19 protein-coding genes are annotated in these 21,747 nt (G+C 69.3%); 11 read left to right on the top strand and 8 right to left on the bottom strand.

Going from position 1 to position 21,747, the window contains the following annotated elements; translation table 11 throughout:
• The first annotated feature begins 918 nt into the window (after nt 1-918).
• Complete coding sequence (locus L942_RS09705) at nt 919-1,374, top strand: hypothetical protein (RefSeq protein ID WP_037357767.1); 456 nt, start codon at nt 919-921, stop codon at nt 1,372-1,374.
• Here L942_RS09705 and L942_RS09700 read toward each other — a convergent pair.
• Nucleotides 1,363-2,436 (bottom strand): reverse transcriptase family protein, encoded by a 1,074-nt coding sequence (locus tag L942_RS09700; protein ID WP_037357763.1) that lies wholly within the window; start codon nt 2,434-2,436, stop codon nt 1,363-1,365. The genes L942_RS09705 and L942_RS09700 overlap by 12 nt on opposite strands.
• A 229-nt stretch (nt 2,437-2,665) precedes the next feature.
• On the opposite strand from L942_RS09700, the gene L942_RS09695 reads away from it, so the two are divergent.
• Nucleotides 2,666-3,130, top strand: a complete 465-nt coding sequence (locus L942_RS09695) for a MarR family winged helix-turn-helix transcriptional regulator (RefSeq protein ID WP_037357760.1) — start codon at nt 2,666-2,668, stop codon at nt 3,128-3,130.
• Nucleotides 3,127-4,725, top strand: coding sequence for a chloride channel protein (locus tag L942_RS09690; protein WP_037357757.1), 1,599 nt, complete (start codon nt 3,127-3,129; stop codon nt 4,723-4,725). The genes L942_RS09695 and L942_RS09690 overlap by 4 nt, the downstream gene beginning before the upstream one ends.
• On the opposite strand, the gene L942_RS09685 is transcribed toward L942_RS09690, so the two are convergent.
• Complete coding sequence (locus L942_RS09685) at nt 4,715-6,043, bottom strand: class I adenylate-forming enzyme family protein (protein ID WP_037357755.1); 1,329 nt, start codon at nt 6,041-6,043, stop codon at nt 4,715-4,717. The genes L942_RS09690 and L942_RS09685 overlap by 11 nt on opposite strands.
• Before the next feature lie 57 nt (nt 6,044-6,100).
• Here L942_RS09685 and wzm point away from each other — a divergent pair, with 57 nt between their 5' ends.
• The 4 genes from wzm (at nt 6,101) to L942_RS09670 (ending at nt 9,860) form a co-directional block, all read left to right on the top strand.
• Nucleotides 6,101-7,009 carry a galactan export ABC transporter permease subunit Wzm/RfbD gene (gene wzm / locus L942_RS09680; RefSeq protein ID WP_037357773.1) on the top strand — a complete coding sequence of 303 codons (909 nt, stop codon included), beginning with the start codon at nt 6,101-6,103 and terminating at the stop codon, nt 7,007-7,009.
• Nucleotides 7,010-7,133: 124 nt separating this feature from the next.
• Nucleotides 7,134-8,213: a glycoside hydrolase family 3 N-terminal domain-containing protein gene (locus L942_RS09675; RefSeq protein ID WP_037357753.1), complete on the top strand. Its 1,080-nt coding sequence runs from the start codon at nt 7,134-7,136 to the stop codon at nt 8,211-8,213.
• Between the two features lie 724 nt (nt 8,214-8,937).
• On the top strand, nt 8,938-9,249 hold the full coding sequence (locus tag L942_RS44210; protein ID WP_158684449.1) for a hypothetical protein: 312 nt from the start codon (nt 8,938-8,940) through the stop codon (nt 9,247-9,249).
• Nucleotides 9,250-9,305: 56 nt separating this feature from the next.
• Nucleotides 9,306-9,860 carry a hypothetical protein gene (locus L942_RS09670; protein WP_037357750.1) on the top strand — a complete coding sequence of 185 codons (555 nt, stop codon included), beginning with the start codon at nt 9,306-9,308 and terminating at the stop codon, nt 9,858-9,860.
• Here the strand turns inward: L942_RS09670 and L942_RS09665 are convergent.
• The 4 genes from L942_RS09665 to L942_RS09650 all read right to left on the bottom strand — a co-directional run bounded on the left by L942_RS09665 (nt 9,814) and on the right by L942_RS09650 (nt 13,379).
• Entirely contained in the window at nt 9,814-10,671 is an 858-nt protein-coding gene (locus tag L942_RS09665; protein ID WP_037357747.1) for a LysR family transcriptional regulator, read from the bottom strand. The two genes, L942_RS09670 and L942_RS09665, sit on opposite strands and share 47 nt — an antisense overlap.
• Before the next feature lie 165 nt (nt 10,672-10,836).
• A complete protein-coding gene (locus L942_RS09660; RefSeq protein ID WP_037357744.1) occupies nt 10,837-11,589 on the bottom strand; it encodes an SDR family NAD(P)-dependent oxidoreductase in 753 nt (250 codons plus the stop codon).
• Between the two features lie 62 nt (nt 11,590-11,651).
• A complete protein-coding gene (locus L942_RS09655) occupies nt 11,652-11,936 on the bottom strand; it encodes a hypothetical protein (protein WP_037357742.1) in 285 nt (94 codons plus the stop codon).
• Between the two features lie 201 nt (nt 11,937-12,137).
• Nucleotides 12,138-13,379 carry a PucR family transcriptional regulator gene (locus L942_RS09650; RefSeq protein ID WP_106964849.1) on the bottom strand — a complete coding sequence of 414 codons (1,242 nt, stop codon included), beginning with the start codon at nt 13,377-13,379 and terminating at the stop codon, nt 12,138-12,140.
• Between the two features lie 188 nt (nt 13,380-13,567).
• On the opposite strand from L942_RS09650, the gene L942_RS09645 reads away from it, so the two are divergent.
• From L942_RS09645 to L942_RS09635, 3 genes are all read left to right on the top strand, one after another.
• On the top strand, nt 13,568-15,010 hold the full coding sequence (locus L942_RS09645) for a class I adenylate-forming enzyme family protein (protein ID WP_037357739.1): 1,443 nt from the start codon (nt 13,568-13,570) through the stop codon (nt 15,008-15,010).
• Between the two features lie 76 nt (nt 15,011-15,086).
• Entirely contained in the window at nt 15,087-16,871 is a 1,785-nt protein-coding gene (locus L942_RS09640; RefSeq protein WP_037357736.1) for a DUF3556 domain-containing protein, read from the top strand.
• Nucleotides 16,868-18,283, top strand: coding sequence for a phytoene desaturase family protein (locus tag L942_RS09635; protein WP_037357733.1), 1,416 nt, complete (start codon nt 16,868-16,870; stop codon nt 18,281-18,283). Before L942_RS09640 ends, L942_RS09635 begins: the two co-directional genes overlap by 4 nt.
• Before the next feature lie 4 nt (nt 18,284-18,287).
• On the opposite strand, the gene L942_RS09630 is transcribed toward L942_RS09635, so the two are convergent.
• On the bottom strand, nt 18,288-19,826 hold the full coding sequence (locus L942_RS09630) for an FAD-binding oxidoreductase (RefSeq protein ID WP_235079007.1): 1,539 nt from the start codon (nt 19,824-19,826) through the stop codon (nt 18,288-18,290).
• An 82-nt stretch (nt 19,827-19,908) separates the two neighbouring features.
• Here L942_RS09630 and L942_RS09625 point away from each other — a divergent pair, with 82 nt between their 5' ends.
• Nucleotides 19,909-20,979 carry a DUF6670 family protein gene (locus L942_RS09625; protein ID WP_037357730.1) on the top strand — a complete coding sequence of 357 codons (1,071 nt, stop codon included), beginning with the start codon at nt 19,909-19,911 and terminating at the stop codon, nt 20,977-20,979.
• On the opposite strand, the gene L942_RS09620 is transcribed toward L942_RS09625, so the two are convergent.
• Complete coding sequence (locus tag L942_RS09620) at nt 20,960-21,553, bottom strand: TetR/AcrR family transcriptional regulator (RefSeq protein ID WP_235079004.1); 594 nt, start codon at nt 21,551-21,553, stop codon at nt 20,960-20,962. The genes L942_RS09625 and L942_RS09620 overlap by 20 nt on opposite strands.
• Between the last annotated feature and the right edge of the window lie 194 nt (nt 21,554-21,747).

Below are 21,747 nucleotides of genomic sequence, written 5' to 3'. Positions count from 1 at the left end.
AGCCACTACCAGCAGCGACACCAACAACCAGCACCCGATCACGAACTACAGCTGGAGTATTAGCCCGCTGAGCACCGGTCTGGGGCGGCGGGGCCAGTCGGGTACCTGAGCCTGCCGGGCAACTTGGTATGGATGGCGGTTAGCCCGCAGCGGCATCGGGCTGCGGCTAGCGTGGGCTGGTCGAGTGCATGAGCGTTCCTGGCAACCGATGCGGGAGAGGTTTCGGCACGGGCGGGCGGGGTACCCGCCGCAACGTCAGCCTGCTGCGACGGCGTTGGTCGAGCATGCGGCCTGGCCGGGCAGTCCGGTCGGTCTGAATAAGCGTGCGCTGGCCCAAGCCCTGGGTCATGGCTTCCTTCGTATTGCCCGGAACGCCGACCGCTGCGTCGAGGTTCTGTCCGCAGCTGTCGTTCGACGCTAGATGGTTTCCCATCGACGGCGGCCCACCACCGCCGCCCGATTGGTCCGAATGGCGAGGAAAGCGCGCTGAAAACCCGCCTCGCGCGACGCGGCCGTAGCGCGAACCGCCCGGAGGCTCGCTCCGCTTGTGCGGAACAAGCCGTTGGCATGAAAGCGATTCACGACTGCCGCGCCCACCCGTCGCCGGGTGTCCACATGGGTCAGTCGCCCCGGAATGCGGATTCCGCAGCGGCGTCGCCGATCCGAGTCGGCAACCCGGAACAAGGCCCCGGAATCGATGCGGAAACCGGCCCGCTAAAACTTCCACCCCTGCCGAACGGGTCCGATTCCTGAGGTGCAGCACGAATTCCGCGGCTTGCGCGGTCGGGTACTGTCGATGCCCCTGGGTGATATTTTGCTCCGAACGGCTGAGTGTCGCCGGCGTATCTGTCACCCTGGTGGAGCATCCTGTACCGGGAAGCGGCCCGGGTCGGGAGCGGGCGCAGGGGAGGGAACGCTGTGCAGTACGTGCGGGAAGACGAATACCTTGCCCGGCAGCAGCGAGCGCTGGCGGAAATGGTGCGCCGGGGACGGCGGAAGCGCAGTTTTCAGCTGGCGGAACATCTGGCGGCGGAGGGCGGGGTGCACCGGTCGGACGTGCTGGCCGTGACGGTGCTTTTCCTTGCCTGCCAGGCAGTTCGCCGGGGCGACGCGGCGGCCGTGCAAAGATTCTCGAAAGCGTTTCGCAGTTGTGAGCGAAGCAGTGTGGATCTTGCTCGGCAGCTCATGCGATTGGAAGCGGGGCGCGAACAGGGGTGGCTTCCGCGGGAGCATTACGACGAGCTTTTTTCCTACGCGTGGCGAGAAAACCGGCCGGACATTCTGGTCAAAGCCTCGCTGATTCAGCCGCGCGATGTTCCGGCGGCCGGATGGTGGGCTGAGATGGAGCGGAATCTCAGCCTGTTATCGGTCTGAATCGCCGATTCCGGACCAGTCGATCCGGGCGAACAGCGCGCGCAATTTCGCGCCGCGGGTCTCGTTCGCGGCACTGATCCACGCGATCCGGCCGAGCAGGTGCGCGCGGAAGTCCGGGTGTCCGGCGCGGTTCTGCGGTGCCGGGCCGGTGCGGGCGCAGTTGTGCAGCACGGCTCGCAGTTCGTCGTACTCGGCTCGGGCGACGGCCGGTATGGCGTTCACTACCAGGCCCGCGACGCGTTGCTGCCGGTACGCTGGTTTCACGGACGTCTTGTCGTCGCGCAGGCGGAATCCTTCGTCGGTCACGATCCGCCGGACGCCCGGCAACAGCCGGTGCAGCGGCAGGCTCGCCGCACCGGAGAAGGCCAGATCGTCGGCGTAGCGGGTGTAGTTTGCGCCCAGTGCGGCGGCGAGGCCGGAGAGCCTGCGGTCCAGGTGGTGGGTGACGGCGTTCGCCACTGAAGGCGATGAGGGCGCGCCTTGCGGCAGGTGCGTGCTGGCGAGGTGGTCCAGCATCCTCGATCGCGCGGGCGCGGAGCGCAGGACGTCGACCGGCGTGCGCGTGGTGAGGATTCCAGTGATAGCGGCGGCGACCGCTCGCGGATAACCAGCCAGGTCGAGCAGCGACCGGATGCGGGAGGCGGAGACCGTCGGGAAGAAGCCGGCTAGATCCAGCCGCACGACCAGGTCCTGCCCGGCGTGCGGACGGGCGCAGGTGTGGATCGAGCGGCCGCGGCGGAAACCGTGCGCGGCCTCGTGGACCGGCAGCGCGTCGAGCACGTGCCTGCGGACCCGGCGTTGCACCTCGGCCAGCCGGGGTTTCGGCTGCTCGATCAGCCGCGCGCCGCCGGTGGCCGTCGGGATCCAGCGGTAACGGTAATGCCGCAGCACCGGCCGGGACCGCCGGTGCCAGCCGCCTTCGTCGGCGAACCAGGACAGCTCGCCGGGCGTGAGGTCGAGGGCGGCGGCGCATTCGTCGAACGTGGTCCACCGGGCGACCGGCCAGCGCCACACCGGCATCGGTTCGAGCAGCGACGCGGAGGCGACTCGTTCTCCGTTCATCCGCGCTGTCTCGCACGCGGAGCGTGCCGCCGCTGCGCGGGGCGCTGTGGGTACGTGTCGTGCTGCTCCCCGGGGTTGCCCCGGAGTGGGTGGTCCTCCACCGGCTCACCTCCGCGTCGCCGGCACCCACCCTAGCCAAGATCACCGACAAAACCGGCGAGCGGGGCGAAACGGCTGGTGACCGAGCCCACTCTTGACCCAGAGCCTTGGCTATAGCAACTTTTGCACTATGCAAGGTTCGCCGGACGACGTGGCCGCCCTCGAGCGGCTGACTCGCGTGCTCGTGGCCGTGGCCTGGGACAGCGCGCACGCCGCCCCGCGCGGCGTCACCTTCCCGCAGGTGCGATTGCTGGTGGTGCTCGACAGCCTGGGCCGCGTCCCGTGTTCGCGGCTCGCCGAGGCGATGGGCGTGAACGCGTCCTCGGTCACGCGGCTGGCCGACAAACTCGAGGCGCACGGGTACGTCGTGCGCGGCGAGGACGAGCACCGCCGCACGGTGGTGACGATCGAGGTCACCGCTGCCGGACGCGAGGTGGTCGCGGGAGTCGTGGGCCGGCGGCAGCGCGCCTTGTCCGAACTGCTGGCGGAAGTGCCGGGCGCGCGGCGGCAGGCGGTCGCCGCCGCGGTCCGTGATCTGGTCATGGCGGCGGAATCGGCACCGGGCGTGCCCACGGCTGGGCCGGGCCGGCTGTGAAGGTTCCAGCGCGGGCCGCGCACCTCGGCGACTTCGCAGTCAACCCGCGGATGCTGCTCATCACCGCGATCGCACTGCCGGTGGGCGGTGCGGCGGCGGTCGCGGCGTTCGCGCTGCTCAAGCTCATCGGCTTGATCACCAACCTGGTCTTCTACCAACGCGTCGCCACGGATCTCGTCGCGCCGGGCGCGCAGCACCACCCGTGGTGGCTCGTGCTGTTCGCACCGGTCGCCGGCGGGCTCGTGATCGGCCTGATGGCGCGCTACGGCTCGGAGAAGATCCGCGGCCACGGCATGCCGGAGGCGATCGAAGCGATCCTCACCGGAGGCAGCCGGGTGGCCCCGCGCGTCGCGGTGCTGAAGCCGGTGTCGGCGGCGGTCAGCATCGGCACCGGCGGTCCGTTCGGCGCCGAGGGGCCGATCATCATGACCGGCGGCGCGGTCGGGTCGATCCTCGCGCAGCTGCTGAAACTGTCCGCGGACGAACGCAAGACGCTGCTCGTCGCCGGTGCCGCGGGCGGGATGGCGGCGACGTTCAACGCACCGCTCGCGTCGGTTCTGCTGGCGGTCGAACTGCTGTTGTTCGAATGGCGGCCGCGCAGTCTCGTGCCGGTGGCCGCCGCGGTGTCGGTCGCGACGATCTGCCGCGGGTACCTGCTCGGCACCGGACCGGTCTTCGGGGTCCCCTTCGCCGGGGCCAACCCCGGCCCGGCCGCCGACGGGCTCGCCCTCATTCCCGGCCTGACCGGCGGGTTGCTGGCGATCGGCGCGACCGCGCTCGTCTACTTCGCCGAGGACCTTTTCGGCCGGCTGCCCGTGCACTGGATGTGGTGGCCCGCGCTCGGCGGCCTGGTGATCGGCGTCGGCGGCCTGATCGAACCGCACGCGCTCGGGGTCGGTTACGACGTGATCGACGCGCTGCTCACCGGGCACGCGACCGCGTCGCTGATCGTCGGGATCCTGGTGGTCAAGACGCTGATCTGGGCGCTGTCCCTCGGATCCGGGACGTCTGGCGGCGTGCTCGCGCCGGTGTTCATGATCGGGGCCGCGCTGGGTGCCGCCGAAGGCGGTTTGCTGCCCCAGGTCGCGCCCGGATTCTGGGCGACGTGCGGCCTGGCCGCGGTGGTCGGCGGCGTGATGCGGTCGCCGTTCACCGGCATTGTGTTCACCTTGGAGCTGACGCACGCGTGGAGTTACCTGCTGCCGCTGGTCGTCGCGTCCTTCTCGGCATACGGGCTTTCGGTGTTGCTGCTCAAGCGTTCCGTGCTCACGGAGAAGATCGCGCGGCGGCGTCTGCATCTCACTCGCGAGTACACGACTGATCCACTTGAGACGTTCTTCGTGCATGAAGTGATGACGCACCAACCGGATGTGCAGATGTCGGCCGATGTCGTCGTCTACGCGGACGACACTTTGCGTGACGTCGCGAATGAATTGGCGCTTGGGCACACGACGCAGGCGTTGGTGGTCGACCGGCATGATCCGTCGCGCGTGCTCGGCAAAGTGACGCTGGCGCAACTGCTGCACGCACGGCGGCGGGACTTGCACGAGGAGCATCACCGGGAGCGGCTGCTGGGCCGGTCAGTCAGCGCTTGAGCCGCTGTTTGTCCACTTTGCCCACTGGGGTGAGCGGCAGCTCGTCCCGGAATTCCACAGTGGACGGTACGAAGTGCTCGCCGCCGAGTTTTTCGCGGACCTGGTCGCGCAGTTCGTCCGTGGTTGTCTGACCGGCGACCACCACGGCGTGCAGCAGAGTCCCGTCCGGGCCGGACGCGGGGACGACCGCGGCGGCCTTCACCTGGGGGTGGCTCAGAAGCGCGTGCTCCACCGCGGTCGAGGAGACCTTCGTGCCGTGCTCGCCGGTGACGATGACGTCGTCGATCCGGTCCTCCAGGTAAAGGTAGCCGTCCTCGTCGAAGCGGCCGAGGTCGCCGGTGCGCAGCCAGCCGTCGCCGATCGGCGGCTGCCCGTGGTATCCGTCCATCATGGACAGTCCGCGGACGAGTATTTCGCCGTCCTCGACGCGGGCTTCCATTCCGGGCACGATCCGGCCGACGGAACCGAGAAGTCCGGGCCGGGCAAGGACTTCGTCCGCGGAAATGCTGGCGATCATCGGCGCTTCGGTGAGTCCGTAGCCTTGTCCGACGACTGGGCCGAACACCTTGAGCGCTTCGGCTAGCCGGCGGGGTGGCAACGGTGCGGCGCCGAGGGAAAGCTGCTGCACGCTGGAAACGTCCGTAGTGGACAGTCTCGGATGGTCGAGTAGCGCGGCGAGCCGGGGCGGAGTAAGGGAAAGCGTCGTGATGCGATGCCGCTCAATATCGGCGAGGACCCTGTCGGCGTCGAATTCCCGGTGCAGCACCACGGTGTTGCCGCAGCAGAGTGCGCCAAGGACGGCGGCATTGCCGGTCATGTGCGTGAGCGGCGCGGTGACGAGGGCGGTCTTGGTTCCGTCCGGTTGGAAGATATGGGCGACGCCGTCGTAGATTCCGCTGTGCCGGATCAGTTTCGGGGTCCCGGTGGTGCCGCCGCTGGGAAAGATCGCCGTGACGCTGCCCGGCAAGGTGTCCGGAGTGGACGGACGGGTGCCGGCGAGTGTGTCGAGTTCGGCGTCGGTGAGCAACGTCGCTCCGGTGGCCGCCAGTGTTGCCGCCCGCGCCGGACGGCTCGCGGACGCGGCGATCAGCACGACCTCCAGTCCCCGCAGCTGCGCAGCCAGCTGGGTGAGCACCACTTCCGGCCGGTTGGCGGCGTCGATCGCCACCATGCCGCGCACCTCGGCGAGCCCGCCGTACAGTCGCGACAACAGCTGTGCCGCCGACCGGTACGTCAGCGTGGTGTCGTCGTGGTGGAACAGCACCGTGTCGCCGCCGTCACGGAGCGCGGAAAGGACGCGGGACAGGAAAAAGCTCACCCGGCACACCGTAGTCGTGTGTTGGCGGCGACGGTGATCGCGGCTAAGTTCGCTTTCATGACCGCTCCGCCCGCGATCGCTGCGGACCCGAGAAGCTGGCGTCGTGCCTTCGCCGACCTGCGGGCCGGGCTGCGTGCCCGGGAACTGTGGGCGCTGCTGGCGTGGCAGGACATCAAGCAGCGCTACCGGCGTTCGTCGCTGGGGCCGTTGTGGATCACCGTCGGGATGGCGGTCACCGCGCTCGCGCTGGGCGTGGTGAACTCCGCGCTGTTCGGCACTTCCATTTCGACCCTGCTGCCGAGCATCACCACCGGGCTCATCCTGTGGAACTTCATGAACGGCTGCATCGTCGAAGGTTCGGAAACGTTCATCGCGAACGAGGGGATGATCAAGCAGCTGCCGGCTCCGGTGTCGGTTTACGCCTTGCGCACAGTGTGGCGGCAGGCGTTGTATCTGGCGCACAACCTCGTCGTGTACGTCCTGGTGCTGGCGATCTTTTTCGGCAAGCTCTCGCATCCATATCATTTGGTGGACAAGGAATACGCGTTGCTGCACCCCGGGCTCGGCTGGGGAATGCTGCTGGCCGTGCCCGCCCTGATGCTGGTGCTGGTGAACGGTGCGTGGGTGGTGCTGCTGTTCGGCGTCGTGTCCACTCGGTTCCGGGACATTCCGCCGGTGATCCAGAGCTTCATCACGATGCTGTTTTACGCGACGCCGATCATGTGGTCGATGGACCAGGTGCGCGCGATGAACCAGAACTCGCGCGAGGGATTCGGTTCCGTCGCGGTGAATCTGCTGCAGCTCAACCCGGTCTATCACTTCGTCGAGATCGTGCGCGCCCCGCTGGTCGGGCAACAGCAGAGCTGGACGCATTGGCTGGTGGCGGGTGTGGTGACCGTGGTCGGCTGGTCGCTGGCGATGCTGGTGCTGCGCAATTACCGCGCGCGGGTCCCGTACTGGGTCTGATGTCCGCTCACGACTCGTAGCTCCTTGTCGCTGGGCTCCGCGAAGCCGCGCGGCGCATTCTGGTGCGGTGCGCGCCCGCCCAATGGGGGTTAGCGTGGTGTGACGGCTCGCGAACGGAGGTCGCATGAAGCGTCGTAAGGCATTGCTGGCTCTGGCCGTGACGGTGCTCGCGATGAGCACGGTCGCCGCCACTCCCGCTGGACTCACGCCGCGGCAACTGGCCGGACAGCGGGTGATCTACTCCTATCCTGGTCTGACCCCGCCCGCTTCGCTGCTGCAACGGATCCGCGCCGGCGAGGCGGCCGGCGTGATCTTCTTCGGCGAAAACATCTCGAACTCCCAGCAGATTACCGCCGTCGTACGACAATTACGGGAAGCGAACGCGCAAAGCCCGGTGCACCGCCCGCTGCTGCTGATGACCGACCAGGAAGGCGGCAAGGTCCGCCGGCTGCCCGGCGAGCCGGTTCTGTCGGAGAAGCAGGTGGCCCAGTCCGCCGACCCGGCCGCCGCGGCCAACGCGGCGGGCACCGGCGCCGGCCGGAACCTCGCCGGGGCGGGCATGAACGTCAACCTCGCGCCGGTCCTGGACGTCTACCGCCAACCGGGCAATTTCATCGACAAATACGGCCGTTCCTATAGCCAGGATCCGCAGGTGGCTGGCGCCCTGGGACGGGACTTCGTGACCTCTCAGCAGGCAACCGGCGTCGCCGCGACGGCCAAGCACTTCCCCGGCCTGGGCGCCGCGCCCGCCGGAAGCAACACCGACGTCGGCCCGGTGACTTTGAACGTGCCCTTGCCCGAACTGCGTGCCAAGGACGAGGCTCCCTACCGCCCGGTCGTCGACGCCGGCGTGAAGCTCGTGATGCTCTCGTGGGCGGTGTACCCGGCGCTCGACGCGTCCCGGCCCGCCGGGCTCTCGCCGACGGCCGTGCAGGAGCTCCGGAACAACACGAAGTTCGCCGGGGTAACCGTGACGGACGCGCTGGAGGCCGGCGCGCTGAAGTCCTACGGCGGGACGGGAAACCGCGCCGTGCTGGCGGCGAAGGCGGGGATGGACCTGATCCTGGCTTCGGCTCGAGACGTGAGCCAAGGCGACGATGCCGCTTCCGCGTTGGCTGCTGGGTTGTCGAACGGATCCCTGCCGAGCGGGGAGTTCACCGCGGCGGTGGACCGGGTGTCGACGCTGCGGGACGGGGTGAAGTAGGGCTTTCCGCGAAGGTCGGGCGCAGGTTTTTGGGCTTCGCGCGGGGATGGGCGTTGGTGGGCGATGACGTGATGCTGCGTCCGGCCACCGCAGCTCGGCTGCCGGTTCTGGTGGGCTTGCGTCGGTCGTTGGATGGCATGGGGCGTCTTGCGCTGGGCCAGGCATTTGGTTGCCGGGCCCGGCGGGCTCGCGCTGGTCATTGAATTGTCTGAGTCGTGTGCCGGGGTGCCAAGGATCTCGGTTGCCGGTTCGGGTGGGCTTGCGTTGGTCAGTGGAGGGCTCGAGTCGTCTTCGGGAGCGCCAAGGATCTCGGCTGCCGGGCCCGGCGGGCTCGCGTTGATCACTGAATGGCTCGGGGGTCTTCCGGTGCGCCGAGCGTCTCGGTTGCCGGTCGCGCGGGCTCGCGTTCGTCATTGCATGGCTTGGGGCGCCTTCCGCTGCAGCAGGCATTCCGGTTGGCGGTCCCGGAGAGACTGTGCTGCTCACCCGAATGGCCCCAGCTGTCTTCGCCCACGCCAAGAGAAGCTCCGTCGTCAGGCCAATCCTGTTAGCTTCGACGAAGCCGGACCTGCTCGGCGTCCCGTCCTCCGCGATTATCCAGCAACCACCCCCCGTTCCGGTGACACCCGGCGGTGTGGACATCGAGCTGTCGGCGGGCCAAGCGGGCACCCTTGCGTGCGACCCACCCACGACGGGAGGACGAATGCAAGCTTGGTGGCTCCTGGTGGCCGTCGCCGCGGTGTTCGTGGTGCTGGCCGTGGTGTTCCTGCGCCGCGCCGCCCGGCGTCGCTCGGCCGTTTCGCCGCCGAATGCTCCTCCGTCCGCCCAACCCGACGACTCGGCGCGGCGTTGGGTCTCGCCCTCGGACGACCTGCCCCGCCGCGCCCGCCACCGCTTGGACGAAGCACATCCGCTCGCTCGCTACCCCGTCGCCCGCCAGCGCCCGACGCGGCATCCCCGGCCGTCGGCGAAGCAGGATGCGGCACGGGAGAGCGGTGGCACGTCGACAAGCGAGAGCGATCGATTTCATCGCTGAATCGCAGCGAAAACAGGTGTTGGACTGGGCGGCCGACGCGAGCCAATACTCAGCCCATGACCTCTGTGCCCGGCGATTCCGCCGAGAACTCCGGCCGAAGCGACGACGGGAGCCTCGACGGTGACCTGCTGGGGGACCGGTCCGCCGATACTGACCCTGGCCTGGGTCCTGCTGGCCGCGCATCGGACGCCGCGTCCGTTGCTGCGACGGGTGAGGGCGCGACGGCGAGCAACACTCGCGCGGAGAGCGTCGCCCCGGCGGCGGTCGATGGCTGCCCGGTGGGGAGCGTCGAGCCGAGGACCCACTCGGACCAGCTGACGCGCGCGGAACCGGTGGCAACCCATCGCCCGGCGGGTGCCAGTGTCGACCGCGCGGTGGGCACTGGCCAGACGTCGGAGGTCGAGCCGCTCGACGGAGAGACTCGCGCCGCGGTCCGGTTGCTGCGGCGGTTTGGCGGCAGGGCGTTCGCGTTGGCGTTCGTCGCGGGGATCACCGGGTTGACGACCGTCGCGTTGGTGCTGGGGCTGGCCGGGTTCGCGCTGGTGCTCGCGCCGGTGCGCGGGGTCAGGCGAGGAGGTGGGCCAGCAGCGCCCGGGCCGCCGGGTTGGTGAGGTGTGCCGAGCGGCCGGTCAGGTAGATCGTGCGGGCGAGTGTCGGCTGGGTGAGCTGGGCGTACGGCAGTCCGGACCGGGCGGCGACCTGCTCGGGGACCACGGTGACGCCCAGCCCGGCCGCGACCAGGTCGACCAGCAGCGGGACATTCGTCGCCTCGCAGACCTGGTCCCGGCGGACGCCGGCCTCGGCGAAGGCGCGCTCGACCAGGGCTTGCAGGCCGCTGCCGGTGAAGTCGACGAAGGGTTCGCCGTCCAGTTCGGCCAGGCGTACCCGGCGGCGGGTCGACAGGCGGTGCCCGGGGTGGGTGAGCAGGACCAGGTTCTGCTGCCAGCTGGCGAACTCGGCCAGCTCCTCTGGCAGCGGACCGCCCACATAGGACAGATCCAGCTCGCCGCCGGACACCGCGGCGGTCAAGCCGGGAATGGTGCCTTCCCGGACGCGCAGCCGGATTCCCGGGTAGCGGGCCCGGAATTCGCCGAGCTTCGCGGGCAGGTCGAGAACGGTCAGGGTCTGGATCGTGCCGATCGACACCCGGCCCCGCGCGAGGCCGGTCACCGCGGCTACCTCGCCTCGGGCGGAGTCGACGTCCGTGGCGATTTGACGCGCCAAGGGCAGCAGAGCCTCGCCCGCGGGGGTGAGGGTCACCCGGCGAGTGGTGCGGTCGAACAGTTCCGCGCCGAGGTCGGCTTCCAGCTTCCGGATGGACGCGCTGAGCGCGGACTGCACCACGTGCACGTCTTGGGCGGCGCGGGTGAAGTTGCCGTGCCGGACCACGGCGAGGAAGTGTTCGACCTGCCTCAGCTCCATCGGCTTCGCCTCCGTCTCGCCACCGGGGAGTGGTCCGGTGAACGTACCGCGAGGGGCGGTCGAGGACGGCTGTTCGGGAGACAGACCGGGTCCGCGGGGAGGCAACGACGCGACGTAGGTCCGGGCTCCCGCTGCGGTCCGCGGGAGCCCGGCGAGCGAAACCGCCTACTGCGCCGTGTAACCCCCGTCGACCTGGATTTCCACCCCGGTCACGTACGACGATTCCGCGGAAGCCAGGAACAAGATCACGTCCGCGACCTCCTGCACCTCCCCGGTCCGCCCCATCGGCACGCCCTCGACCTGCTTCGCTCGCCACACCGGGTCAGTGGAGCCCCGCGAGGTGCGCATCGGCGGCAGCAATCCCGGCGCGACCGCGTTGACGCGGATGCCCTCGCCCGCGTAGTGGACGGACGCGGTGGTGGTCATCGCCTTGATCGCGCCCTTCGACGCGGCGTATCCCAGGTGCACGCCGATCTGCCCGATGGACGCCGCGATGGACGTCAGGTTCACGATCGAACCTCCGCCTCGGCCGGACATCGCCGCGGCGCCGTGCTTGATGCCCAGGAACACTCCGCGCGCGTTGACCTGCAGCAGCCGGTCGTAGAACGCCGTGCTGGTCAGGTCCGGGTCGAAGGTGCCGCTGATGCCGGCGTTGTTGACCAGGACGTCGAGCCGTCCGTGGTGGTCGAGGACGTGGGTGACGGCGGCCGTCCAGGAGGCTTCGTCGGTGACGTCCAGGCGGCGGTATTCGGCCTGGCCGCCGTGGGCGCGGATCTCTTCGGCCACGGCGGTGCCGTCCGCGTCTTCGACGTCGGTGACGACGACCGTCGCGCCTTCGCGGGCGAAGGTGAGGGCGGCCGCTCGGCCCATGCCGCTCGAAGCTCCGGTGATCAGGGCGATCTTGTCCGCCAAACGCATGTGGGGCGCCTTTCGCTGGGGTGGGGACCCCAGTCTGCCTCCGGGCCGGGAGCGGGGCCGGGTCAGGCCAGTTCCGCCGAGACGACCGACGACAGCTCGCGCAGCGCGTCCAGCAGGGCGTCGAGCGCGTCCGGGCTGACCAGGACGGTGCTGACCATGCTGCTTTCCCGGACGCCCTCGCGGACGTCGACGGACAGCTCGTGGATCAGCTTCCCGTGCTGGGTCAGCGTGGTGACCAGGCCGGGGATCTGGTCGATGCCGCCGACGAAGTACGTCGCGATCCGGCGGCGGACCAGCATGGCCGGGGCGGAGGTGTACGGGGCGGACGAAAAGGTGCTCAAGGACATGGCGTTCTCCGGGAAAGAAGGTCTGGCGAGGAAGAAAGGGCCAGGTCCCGAAGCAAAAACCGCACACCGGCGTCGCGCGCCGGCAGCCTGGTTCAGCCGGCGCGCCGGGTTACGAGTCGCTCGGACATCATGAGGCGCAGCACGGCGACAGGCTAACACGGCGCCGCGCGAAGGCCAAAGAATCCACAATGGACCGGCGGCTCAGCCAGGCTCGTTCCAGGGCAGCCGCTTGCGCAGCAAGGTGGCCGCACGCAGGGCGACCTCCACTTCCAGCCGGTGTTCGGCGAGCGGCCGTCCGCACAGTTCCTCGGCCTTGCGGACCCGGTAGTGGACGGTGTTCTTGTGCAGGTGCAGCCGGGCGGCGGCGTGCGTGTAGCTGCCGTCCGCGTCGAGGAAGACCCGCAGCGTTTCGCGCAGCTGCTCGGTGCCGGGGTCGTCGGCGACCAGGTCTCCGAGGACCCGGGCGATCCAGCGGTAGATGTCGTCGGACTGTTCGGTGAGCAAGGCGGCGATCGCGACGTCGTCGAACAGCACCACGTTCTGGCTCTGGTCCTCGTCGGTCTCGGCGACCGCTCGCGCGCGGACCGCCTCCCGCAGCGATCCGCGGAAGCCAGCCAGCCCGTAACCCGGCGCGCCTAGGGCCAGGCGCAGGCCGCCGCCGATGTCCGCCACGCCGGCGCGGAGCCGTTCGACCTCGATGTCGTCACGTTCCGTGCTGACCGTCCAGCTCCACAGGGTGCGGTCGTCCGCCAGCATGGTGAGCGCTGGACCGCGCCCGCACACCTCCTGCAGCAACCGGGCCGCGGCCTGCAGTTCGCCCGCGCCCTCGGCGGGCAGCCACGCGACCGCCGCGCAGTGCCACTGGCGCATCGGGAAGGCGAGCAACTGCTGCGCGGCGTCGTCGGTGAGCGTGTCCGACTCGAGGACCAGCCGGATCTGCGCTGCCCGGGCGGCCCCGGTGCGGCTGCTCCAGCGGCGGCGTTCGGTTTCGAAGATGTCGATCAGGCCCTCGATGACCTGGTCGATGTAGCGGTTGGTGCGCCGCGACAGTTCGGCGAGCACGCCGAGCGCGAGCTGGGTGTCGATGTTCGGCTGCCGTTCCAGCGCCTCGATCGCCCATTGTTCGAACCGGTGCTCGCCGAGCCGGTACGCGCGCAGCAGTGCCTCCAGCGACAGCTCGTGCTGGGCGAACCGGCGCGCGTACTCGGCCGCGGCGGGCGGGACGGTGATCCGGTCGAGCGGGATGGAATGCGACAGCATGTCGAGGATCGCGACCAGATTCGCCGACGTGCTGGCGATCATGAGCTTGCGGACGGTCTCGTCGTGCCGGAACTCCGGGATCATCTCGACGAACCAGTCGGTGAGCTCGGTGGTGCGGGCGGCGAGGTCGGCGTCGATGGCGTGCGCGATCTCGGCCACGACGGCGTCGACGGCGTCGGACATGGCGGTCAGGGTAACCACCGGACCGCTGCCGCGACAGGCGAGCGGCGTCGTTCACCCCCTCGGTGCAGGCGGTTGTGACCCCGGCACAACGACCGGCGGAGCCTTCGGTTCTGCGGCCTATGGCCTGGGTCACTTCGCGTCCTTACCGTCATTTCCCACCTGAGCCGCCCTGGGAAAGGACTTCGACGATGCACCTCGCGGCGCTGCCTGAAGAACGGGCCCGGCGGAGCCCGAATCTGCCTTGCCTCGCCGATGAACACGGCGAACTCGGCAACGCGGGTTTCGCGGTGCGGGTGCGCAGTGCGGCGGCCGCCTTGCGGGCCCGCGGGGTCGGCGCCGGCGACGTCGTCGCGGTGCTGCTGCCGAATCGCGTCGAGTTCGCGGTGGTGTTGTTCGCCGCCTGGCGGCTCGGTGCCGCGGTCACGCCGGTGAACCCGGAGCTGACCGACGGCGAGGCCTCGTTCCAGATCGCCGATGCGCAAGCGAAAGTCGTGGTGGGGCAAGGCGATTCCAGCCTGGTGACGGTGCGGATCGAGGAACTGGCGACGGCCGCGCCCGACGAGGGTCCGGTGGCCGGCGACGACCACGCGGTCGCGTTGCTCATCTACACCAGCGGCACCACGGGAAAGCCGAAAGGCGTCGTGCTCGACCACGCCAACGTGCGGGCGATGACCGAAATGATCGTCAACGCGCTCAAACTCGGCCCAGCAGAACACAGTTTGCTGATCCTTCCGCTGTTCCACGTCAACGGAATCGTGGTCAGTGTGCTCGCGCCGCTGCTCGCCGGTGGTCGCTCGACCATCGCCGGAAGATTCCGCGCCGACGATTTCTTCACTGTCGTCGAACGGATTCGGCCGACGTATTTCTCTGCCGTACCAGCCATTTACGCACGGCTGGCGGGTCTGCCGGACACGGTGCGGCCGGATACGTCGTCCCTGCGGTTGGTGGTTTGCGGTGCCGCGCCGATGCCCGCGGAGCTGATCCGGCGCGTCGAGGACCGGTTCGGCGTGGTGGTCGTCGAGGGCTATGGCCTCTCCGAGGGAACCTGCGCTTCGACGCTGAATCCGCTGGCCGGCCCGCGCAAACCGGGCACCGTCGGGCGCCCGCTGCCCGGACAGGAGGTCGCGCTGATGGACTCGGCCGGGCGGCTGGTGCCCGACGGCCCGGGCGAGGTCGTGGTCCGCGGTCCGAACGTGATGCGCGGCTACCTCAACCGGCCGGAGGAGACCGCCGCGACGATCGTCGACGGCTGGCTGCACACCGGCGACGTCGGCCGGTTCGACGAGGACGGTTACCTCGTCCTGGTGGACCGCATCAAGGACATGATCATCCGGGGCGGGGAGAACCTCTACCCCAAGGAGATCGAGAACGCCCTGCACGCCCACCCGGCCGTGCTGGAAGCCGCGGTGGTCGGCGCGCCGCATCCGGTGCTCGGGGAACTGCCGGTGGCGACCGTGACGCTCTACCCGGGAGCGGCCGCGACCGAAGACGAACTGCTGGAGCACTGCCGGGCCCGGCTGACGCGGGTGAAGGTGCCGGTGCGGATCGACATCGTGCCCGCGCTGCCGCGGAACCCGGTCGGCAAAATCGACAAACCCGCGCTGCGCCGCGACCTCGCCGCGGCGGGCTGATTCCCTCTTCTGAACGAAAAATCCGTGCCCGCATCAGCGGGTCCGGTCGATGCTGCCCGGAGAAAGGCGGAGAACAATGGGGTTCACAACCGGAGACTTTCCCCCGGTGGATCCGGAAACCTTCCTGCGGAAGCCGCTGTTCGAACGAACCAAAGCGCTCGCGCTGCACTGGGTCCAGTTCGGATTCGGCTCGCCCAAGATGATTCCGGCGACGTATGTGGTGAAGCTGGTTTTCCTCTATGCGCTGGCCGGGGTGGCGCTGGCGACCGCGACCTCCGGCGTCGGTCCGTTCTGGGACGTCGCCGCGTGGTGGCGCGAACCAGTCGTCTACCAAAAGCTCGTGCTGTGGACGGTACTGCTGGAAACCGTCGGCGTCGCCGGTTCCTGGGGTCCGATCGCGGGCAAGTTCAAGCCGATGACCGGCGGGATCCTGTTCTGGGCCCGTCCCGGGACGATCCGGCTGCGGCCGTGGAAACGCGTGCCGTTCACCGCGGGCGACCGGCGAACCGGCTTCGATGTGCTGCTGTACCTGGCGTTCCTCGCGACGCTGCTGACCGCGATCGTGCTGCCCGGTGTCCCGGACGCTTCGCTGTCCGCCGCGCTGCCCGGCAACACCTCGGGTCTGGTGCGCCCGGCGTTGCTGATCGCGCCGATCGTGCTGTATGTGCTGAATGGCCTGCGGGACAAGACGATTTTCCTCGCCGCTCGTGGTGAACAATATCTTCCCGCGCTGGTGTTCTTCGCCTTCCTGCCGTTCGTGAACATGATCATCGCCGCGAAACTGCTGATCTGCATTGTCTGGATCGGCGCGGGCGTCTCGAAGTTCGGCAAGCATTTCACGAACGTGGTGCCGCCGATGGTGTCCAACAGCCCGTGTGTTCCGTTCAAGTGGCTGAAGCGGGCGCATTACCGCGATTTCCCGAACGACATCCGGCCCTCGAAACTCGCGACGTTCATGGCGCACGTCGGCGGCACGACGGTGGAAATCATCACGCCGCTGGTGCTGCTGTTCTCCACCAACCACTGGGTCACGCTGGCCGGGGTCGCGCTGATGGTGGTCTTCCACCTGTTCATCACGTCCACGTTCCCACTGGCGGTGCCGCTGGAGTGGAACATCCTCTTCGGCTACCTCGCGATTTTCCTGTTCCTCGGTTTCCCGGCCAGCGCTGGATACGGTGTCGGCGACATGACGCCAGGCTGGCTCGCCGGCGTCATCGCCGCCGCGCTGCTGTTCTTCCCGATCTTGGGCAATCTGCGACCGGATCTGGTGTCGTTCCTGCCGTCGATGCGGCAGTACGCGGGCAACTGGGCGTCGGCGCTGTGGGCGTTCGCGCCCGGTGCGGAGGCGAAGCTGAACACCCTCCCGCACCGGCCGACGAAGAACCAGGTCGACCAGTTGCGGGCGATGGGCTACCCGGCCGAGGTCGCCGAGATCACCATGCAGCAGACGATCGCCTGGCGGTCGATGCACAGCCAGGGCCGCGGGCTGTTCTCGGTGCTCGCGAAGAACCTGCCGGATCTCGAAACGCGGACCGTGCGGGAAGCCGAATTCGGCTGCAACTCGATTCTCGGGTTCAACTTCGGCGACGGGCACCTGCACAACCTGGACTTCGTCAACGCGGTGCAGAAGCGCGTCGGGTTCGCGCCCGGCGAGTGGATCGTCGTGTGGGTCGAATCGCAGGCCATCCACTCGAAGGTGCAGCATTACCAGGTGATCGACGCGGCGGTGGGAGTGATCGAGCGCGGTCACTGGACGGTGGCCGACGCGGTCAACGAGCAGCCGTGGCTGCCGAACGGCCCGATCCCGCTCACCGTCACCTGGAGTGCGCAGCAAGCCAAGACCGGCAGCGTGCTGGCATGACTACCGGGGTGGTGGTCGGCAGCGGACCGAACGGGCTCGCCGCGGCGGCGGTGCTGGCGCGCGCCGGGGTCGACGTGACGGTGCTGGAGGCCGCCGACGAGATCGGCGGCGGCACCCGCACCTACGAGGCGATCGTGCCCGGCCTGCGGCACGACCACTGCTCCGCGACCCATCCGATGGCGGTCGGCTCGCCGGTGCTGACCGACCTCGGCCTCGACCGGTACGGCCTGCGCTGGCGGCTGCCGGAGATCGACTGCGTGCACCCGCTCGACGACGGCTCCGCCGGTGTCCTGCGGCGCTCGGTCTCCGGCACCGCCGCCGGGCTCGGCTCGGACGAACGGCGCTGGTCAGCGCTGTTCTCCTCGCCCGCGCAGAATTACGACGCACTGAGCGAGGACATCCTCGGCCCGCTGCTGCGAGTGCCGAAACATCCGGTGCTGCTGGGCCGGTTCGGGCTGCCGACGCTGGCTCCGGCGACCGTGCTGGCCCGGTATTTCCGCACCGAACAGGCTCGAGCGCTGTGGCTCGGGGTGGCGGCGCACGCGTTCCGTCCGCTGGACCGGCCGCTGTCGTCCGCGATCGGGCTCGGCATTCTCACCGCTGGGCACCGGCACGGCTGGGCGGTCGCCGAGGGCGGGTCGCGGGCGATCAGCGACGCCTTGGCCGCGTTGATCGCCGACCTCGGCGGGAAGATCGAGACCGGCGTGCGGGTGGAGTCGCTTGCGCAGGTGCCGCGGGCGGACGTGGTGGTGTGGGACGTCGGGCCGAAGACGCTGGCTTCGGTGCTTGGCGACCGGTTGCCGCCGCGGATCCGGCGGGCGTACGAGCGGTTTCGCTACGGTCCCGGTGCGTTCAAAGTGGACTTCGCCGTGCAGGGCGGAATTCCGTGGCGCTCGCCGGAAGCTCGGGTAGCCGGGACTGTCCATTTGGGAGGACCGGCGGCGGAGGTCGTCGCGGTCGAGCGGGAAGTGCACAATGGACGGATGCCGGAGCGGCCGTTTGTGTTGCTGGGACAGCAGTATCTGGCTGACCCGTCGCGTTCGGTCGGTGACGTGCATCCGGTGTGGGCGTACGCGCACGTGCCGCACGGATATGCCGGTGACGCCACCGAGGCGATCACCGCGCAGATCGAACGGTTCGCGCCGGGTTTCCGGGAGCGGGTCATCGGTTCGGTGGCCACGTCGTCGGCGGAATTCGCCGCGGCGAACCCGAATTTCGTCGGCGGGAACATCCTCACCGGCGCGAAGGACGTGCGGCAGCTGGTGTTCGGTCCACGGCCGACGTTGCAGCCGTACGACGTGGGTGTTCCGGGACATTTCGTTTGTTCCGCGGCCACGCCGCCGGGGCCGGGTGCGCACGGAATGTGCGGCAGCCACGCGGCGGCGCGGGCGTTGCGGTATCTGCGCCGGTGACGGGTCAGCGGAGAAGGACGCCCGGGTTCAGGATCCCCGCCGGGTCGAGGGCGTCCTTCGCTGCGGAGAGGGCGGCGGCGAACGGGCCGGGGCGTTGCCGGTCGTACCACGGGCGATGGTCGCGGCCGACCGAGTGGTGGTGGGTGATCGTGCCTCCGTTGGCCAGGATCGCTTCGGACACCGCGGTTTTCAGCTCGTCCCATTGCGCGACGGTGCTGCCCCAGCGGCCGGTCGCGTAGATGCCGTAGTACGGCGCGGGGCCGTCCGGATACACGTGGGTGAACCGGCAGGTCACCACGCCCGCGCCGCAGATTTCGGCGATCGCCGCGTTCGCGGCTGCCGTGACCGCTTCGTGCAGGGGCTCGAACGCGTCCCACGGGCAAGCGGTCTCGAAGGTCTCCACCACCATCGAGCGGCGGGCGAGCGCGTCACGCTGGTACGGCATCCGCAGGAACGCCGAGCGCCATGCCGAACCCGACTCGCCGCGGCGGGCGGTGACCGTGCCGCCGTGGTCCGCGGTCAGCTCGAGCGCGCGGTCGAGCCAGGCGTCCACCGGATGGTCGGCGGACTCGAACGCGAGCAGCAGCAAGCCGTCTGACTGGACTCCGGTGTTGAGGAAGGCTTCGGCGGCGTCGAGGAGGCGGCAGTTCGCCGGGTACAGGCCGGACTGGGCGATTGCCCGGGTGGCGCGCAGCGCGTCGGCGTACCGGGTGAAGCTCACCGACGCTTTGGCTTGCCAGCGTGGACGTTCCTGCAGGCGCATCCAGGCTTCGGTGATCACGCCGAGTGTGCCTTCCGAGCCCAGGAACAACCGATCCGGTGACGGTCCGGCCCCTGATCCGGGCAGTCGCCGCGATTCGCTGACCCCAGCTGGGGTCACCACGCGCAGGGATTCGGTGAGGTCGTCGATGTGCGTGGCCAGCGTGGCGAAGTGGCCGCCGGCGCGGGTCGCGAGCCAGCCGCCGAGCGTGGAATGCGTGAACGACTGGGGGTAGTGCCGCAGCGTCAGGCCGTGCGGGCGGAGCTGGTCCTCCAGCGCGGGCCCGTAGACCCCGGCCTGGATGCGCGCGGTGCGGCTCGTCCGGTCGATCTCCACGACCTGGTCGAGACGGCTGAGGTCCAGCGACACCGCGGGCCCGGGGAACCGCGGTTCGATGCCGCCGACGACGGAACTGCCGCCGCCGTAGGGGATTACCGGCGTGCCGTCGGCGGAGCACCAGTCCAGGATGTCGAGCACGTCCTGCTCGGACTCCGGGCGCGCGACGACGTCCGGCACCGCTTCGACCCGGCCTTCCAGGTTCCGCACGACGTCGCGGAACGCCTTGCCGCGCGCGTGCGACAGCCGGTCGGTCTGGTCGGTCGAACACAGCCGGGCCAGCGGGGCGGGCGGGCGAAGCCGGGACGGCGGTACTGGCAGGTCGTTCGGCGAGGGCGGAGCGTGGTCGGTGAAGTCGTGCTCGGGCAGGAAGGCGGCCGTTCGGGCGACCAGTGCCTCGGATTCTTCGGCGGTCAGCGCTTGCTCAGTCTCTCGCCCCAACCCCACCAGGACCGTGTCATCCGTCTGCTCCCTTCCGAATTGACCCTAGAGTAACTTACTCTAGGGTAATAAGCCTGGAGGAGGAAAGATGAGCGTGCTGACCGCCGCCGCCCCGTTCGTGGTGAACAAGCTGCTCCCTCGCTTCGACCAGCGGATCGAGGAGTCCGCGAAGCCGTTCGACCGGCCCGGCCTGCTCCGGCCGCATCCGGATTCGCGGACCTGGGCGTGGACGCATTACGGCATCTTCGTGCCGGAACTGCCGCGGCCGCACCGCTACCTCAACACCATGACCCTGATCGGCAGCACCGGCGCGGTCTGTTTCGACAACGACTATCTCGCGGCCTCCGACGCCCGCCGCACCACGACCGTCCTCTCGTCCACCGCCGCGCCGGGGCACCATCACTACCAGGCCTACGATTCCCGCGCCGAATGCCGCTTCGCCGAGGACAGTTCTCGGCTGGAGTGGGATTCGGACCTGGCTATCGAGGCGGCGCATCCGTCCTATCAGGTCCATGCGCGTTACGACGGTTTCTCGGCGGACTTGGCGATCACCGCGACGCCACGGGTTTCGTGGTTCGTGCGCAATCCGGCCTATGCCCACTTGAGCCTGCTCGCCACCTTCACCGGGAGGATCACCGACGACACCGGCGAGACCGAGATCGGCGGCCTTTGCACCGTCGAGTACGCGAGATCGCTTTCGCCGCAAGCGCTTCGGCGTTCGCCGTTGCCGCCGCGGTTCAAGCTGCCGGTCGACTTCTTCACCTATCAGATCATCAATCTCGATGACCGGACGCAGTTGTTGCTGACCGATGTCCGCGCGGCCGGAGCGACGGCTTGCCGGCTGGCGCATCTGCGCACGCTGGACGGTGCCGCCGCGGTGTACCGGGAGGTGCGGGTCGAGGTGCGGCATCGGGCTGAGCCCGAGGTTGATCCGCGAGGGCGGGAAATGCGGGTGCCGGAGCGGTTCAAGTGGATCGTGCGCGATGGCGGGGAGGAAATTGTGGCGGTGGAGGCGATTGTGGACAGTCCGCTGCGGTATGGCCATGGCCGCGGTTATGTCGGCGCGTACACGTACTCCGGTGCGTTTCGCGGACGGCCGGTGTCGGGGAGCGGGTATTTCGAGTGGGTGGATTGCGAAGTCAACCGCGCAAGGCGGTGAGGATGCGGGCGCAACGCTGGGTAGTGATTTCGGCGGGTTCCTCCGGGTGCTCCAGCCACCAGCTGACAGTGGCGGCGACCGCGCCGTACCAGATGCGGGCGAACAGCGAGGCGTCGGCGGGGTCGGCGAAACCGGCGGAGGCCAAGGCTTCCTGGGTTCCTTCCGCGCCGAGGGCGGACAGTTTGCGGCGGTAGGAGCGGGCAGCTTCGTCCACCGCGGAGCCTGGGGGCAGCGTCGGGTCCCAGAGGACGGCCCAGTCCAGGCGGCGGGGTTCCAGGGTGCGGAAGATCGCTTCGAGGGTGCCCAGCGCGCGGGTCAGGCCGGTGCCGGATTGGGCTTCGGTGACGGCGTCGACCAGCGGGGCCGCGCCTCGGTGCAGGCAGGCGAGGTAGAGGCCGTCTTTGGATTCGAAGTAGCCGTAGACCAGGGGTTTGGAGATGTCCGCGCGGCGGGCGATGGCGGCCACCGAGGCGTGGGCGTAGCCCTGGGTGCCGAATTCTTGGACGGCGGCGTCGAGGATCAGCCGCTCCCGTTCCGGGCGCGGCATTCCTTTGCTGCCTGCCGGGGTTGCCACGGGGGTAGCATAGCTGATGGGGGTTGGGTCCATTGTGGACGGATGGGTGGCTGGGCGGCTCGTCGCCTGGCGGCGACATTGCGCCCGGTCTGGTGGCGTGGGGCACCCCGAAGCTTGATTGTGCTGACGGTCTTGGGGTGCTTGTCAAGGCGGGAAAGATGCCTTGACAAGCACCCCAAGACCGCAGGGAGGCT

Origin of the sequence: Amycolatopsis orientalis DSM 43388 (genome assembly GCF_000411975.1) — a bacterium.
Classification (GTDB): Bacteria; Actinomycetota; Actinomycetes; order Mycobacteriales; family Pseudonocardiaceae; genus Amycolatopsis; species Amycolatopsis orientalis_D.
This window is presented reverse-complemented; position numbering and strand designations above follow the sequence as displayed.

What these genes read in the sequence shown, in the direction of transcription:
- L942_RS09700 (WP_037357763.1), bottom strand. Translation starts at nt 2,436, where the DNA reads ATGAACGGAGAACGAGTCGCCTCCGCGTCGCTGCTCGAACCGATGCCG.
- L942_RS09695 (WP_037357760.1), top strand. Translation starts at nt 2,666, where the DNA reads ATGCAAGGTTCGCCGGACGACGTGGCCGCCCTCGAGCGGCTGACTCGC.
- wzm (WP_037357773.1), top strand. Translation starts at nt 6,101, where the DNA reads ATGACCGCTCCGCCCGCGATCGCTGCGGACCCGAGAAGCTGGCGTCGT.
- L942_RS09675 (WP_037357753.1), top strand. Translation starts at nt 7,134, where the DNA reads ATGAAGCGTCGTAAGGCATTGCTGGCTCTGGCCGTGACGGTGCTCGCG.
- L942_RS09670 (WP_037357750.1), top strand. Translation starts at nt 9,306, where the DNA reads ATGACCTCTGTGCCCGGCGATTCCGCCGAGAACTCCGGCCGAAGCGAC.
- L942_RS09665 (WP_037357747.1), bottom strand. Translation starts at nt 10,671, where the DNA reads ATGGAGCTGAGGCAGGTCGAACACTTCCTCGCCGTGGTCCGGCACGGC.
- L942_RS09660 (WP_037357744.1), bottom strand. Translation starts at nt 11,589, where the DNA reads ATGCGTTTGGCGGACAAGATCGCCCTGATCACCGGAGCTTCGAGCGGC.
- L942_RS09655 (WP_037357742.1), bottom strand. Translation starts at nt 11,936, where the DNA reads ATGTCCTTGAGCACCTTTTCGTCCGCCCCGTACACCTCCGCCCCGGCC.
- L942_RS09650 (WP_106964849.1), bottom strand. Translation starts at nt 13,379, where the DNA reads ATGTCCGACGCCGTCGACGCCGTCGTGGCCGAGATCGCGCACGCCATC.
- L942_RS09645 (WP_037357739.1), top strand. Translation starts at nt 13,568, where the DNA reads ATGCACCTCGCGGCGCTGCCTGAAGAACGGGCCCGGCGGAGCCCGAAT.
- L942_RS09640 (WP_037357736.1), top strand. Translation starts at nt 15,087, where the DNA reads ATGGGGTTCACAACCGGAGACTTTCCCCCGGTGGATCCGGAAACCTTC.
- L942_RS09635 (WP_037357733.1), top strand. Translation starts at nt 16,868, where the DNA reads ATGACTACCGGGGTGGTGGTCGGCAGCGGACCGAACGGGCTCGCCGCG.
- L942_RS09625 (WP_037357730.1), top strand. Translation starts at nt 19,909, where the DNA reads ATGAGCGTGCTGACCGCCGCCGCCCCGTTCGTGGTGAACAAGCTGCTC.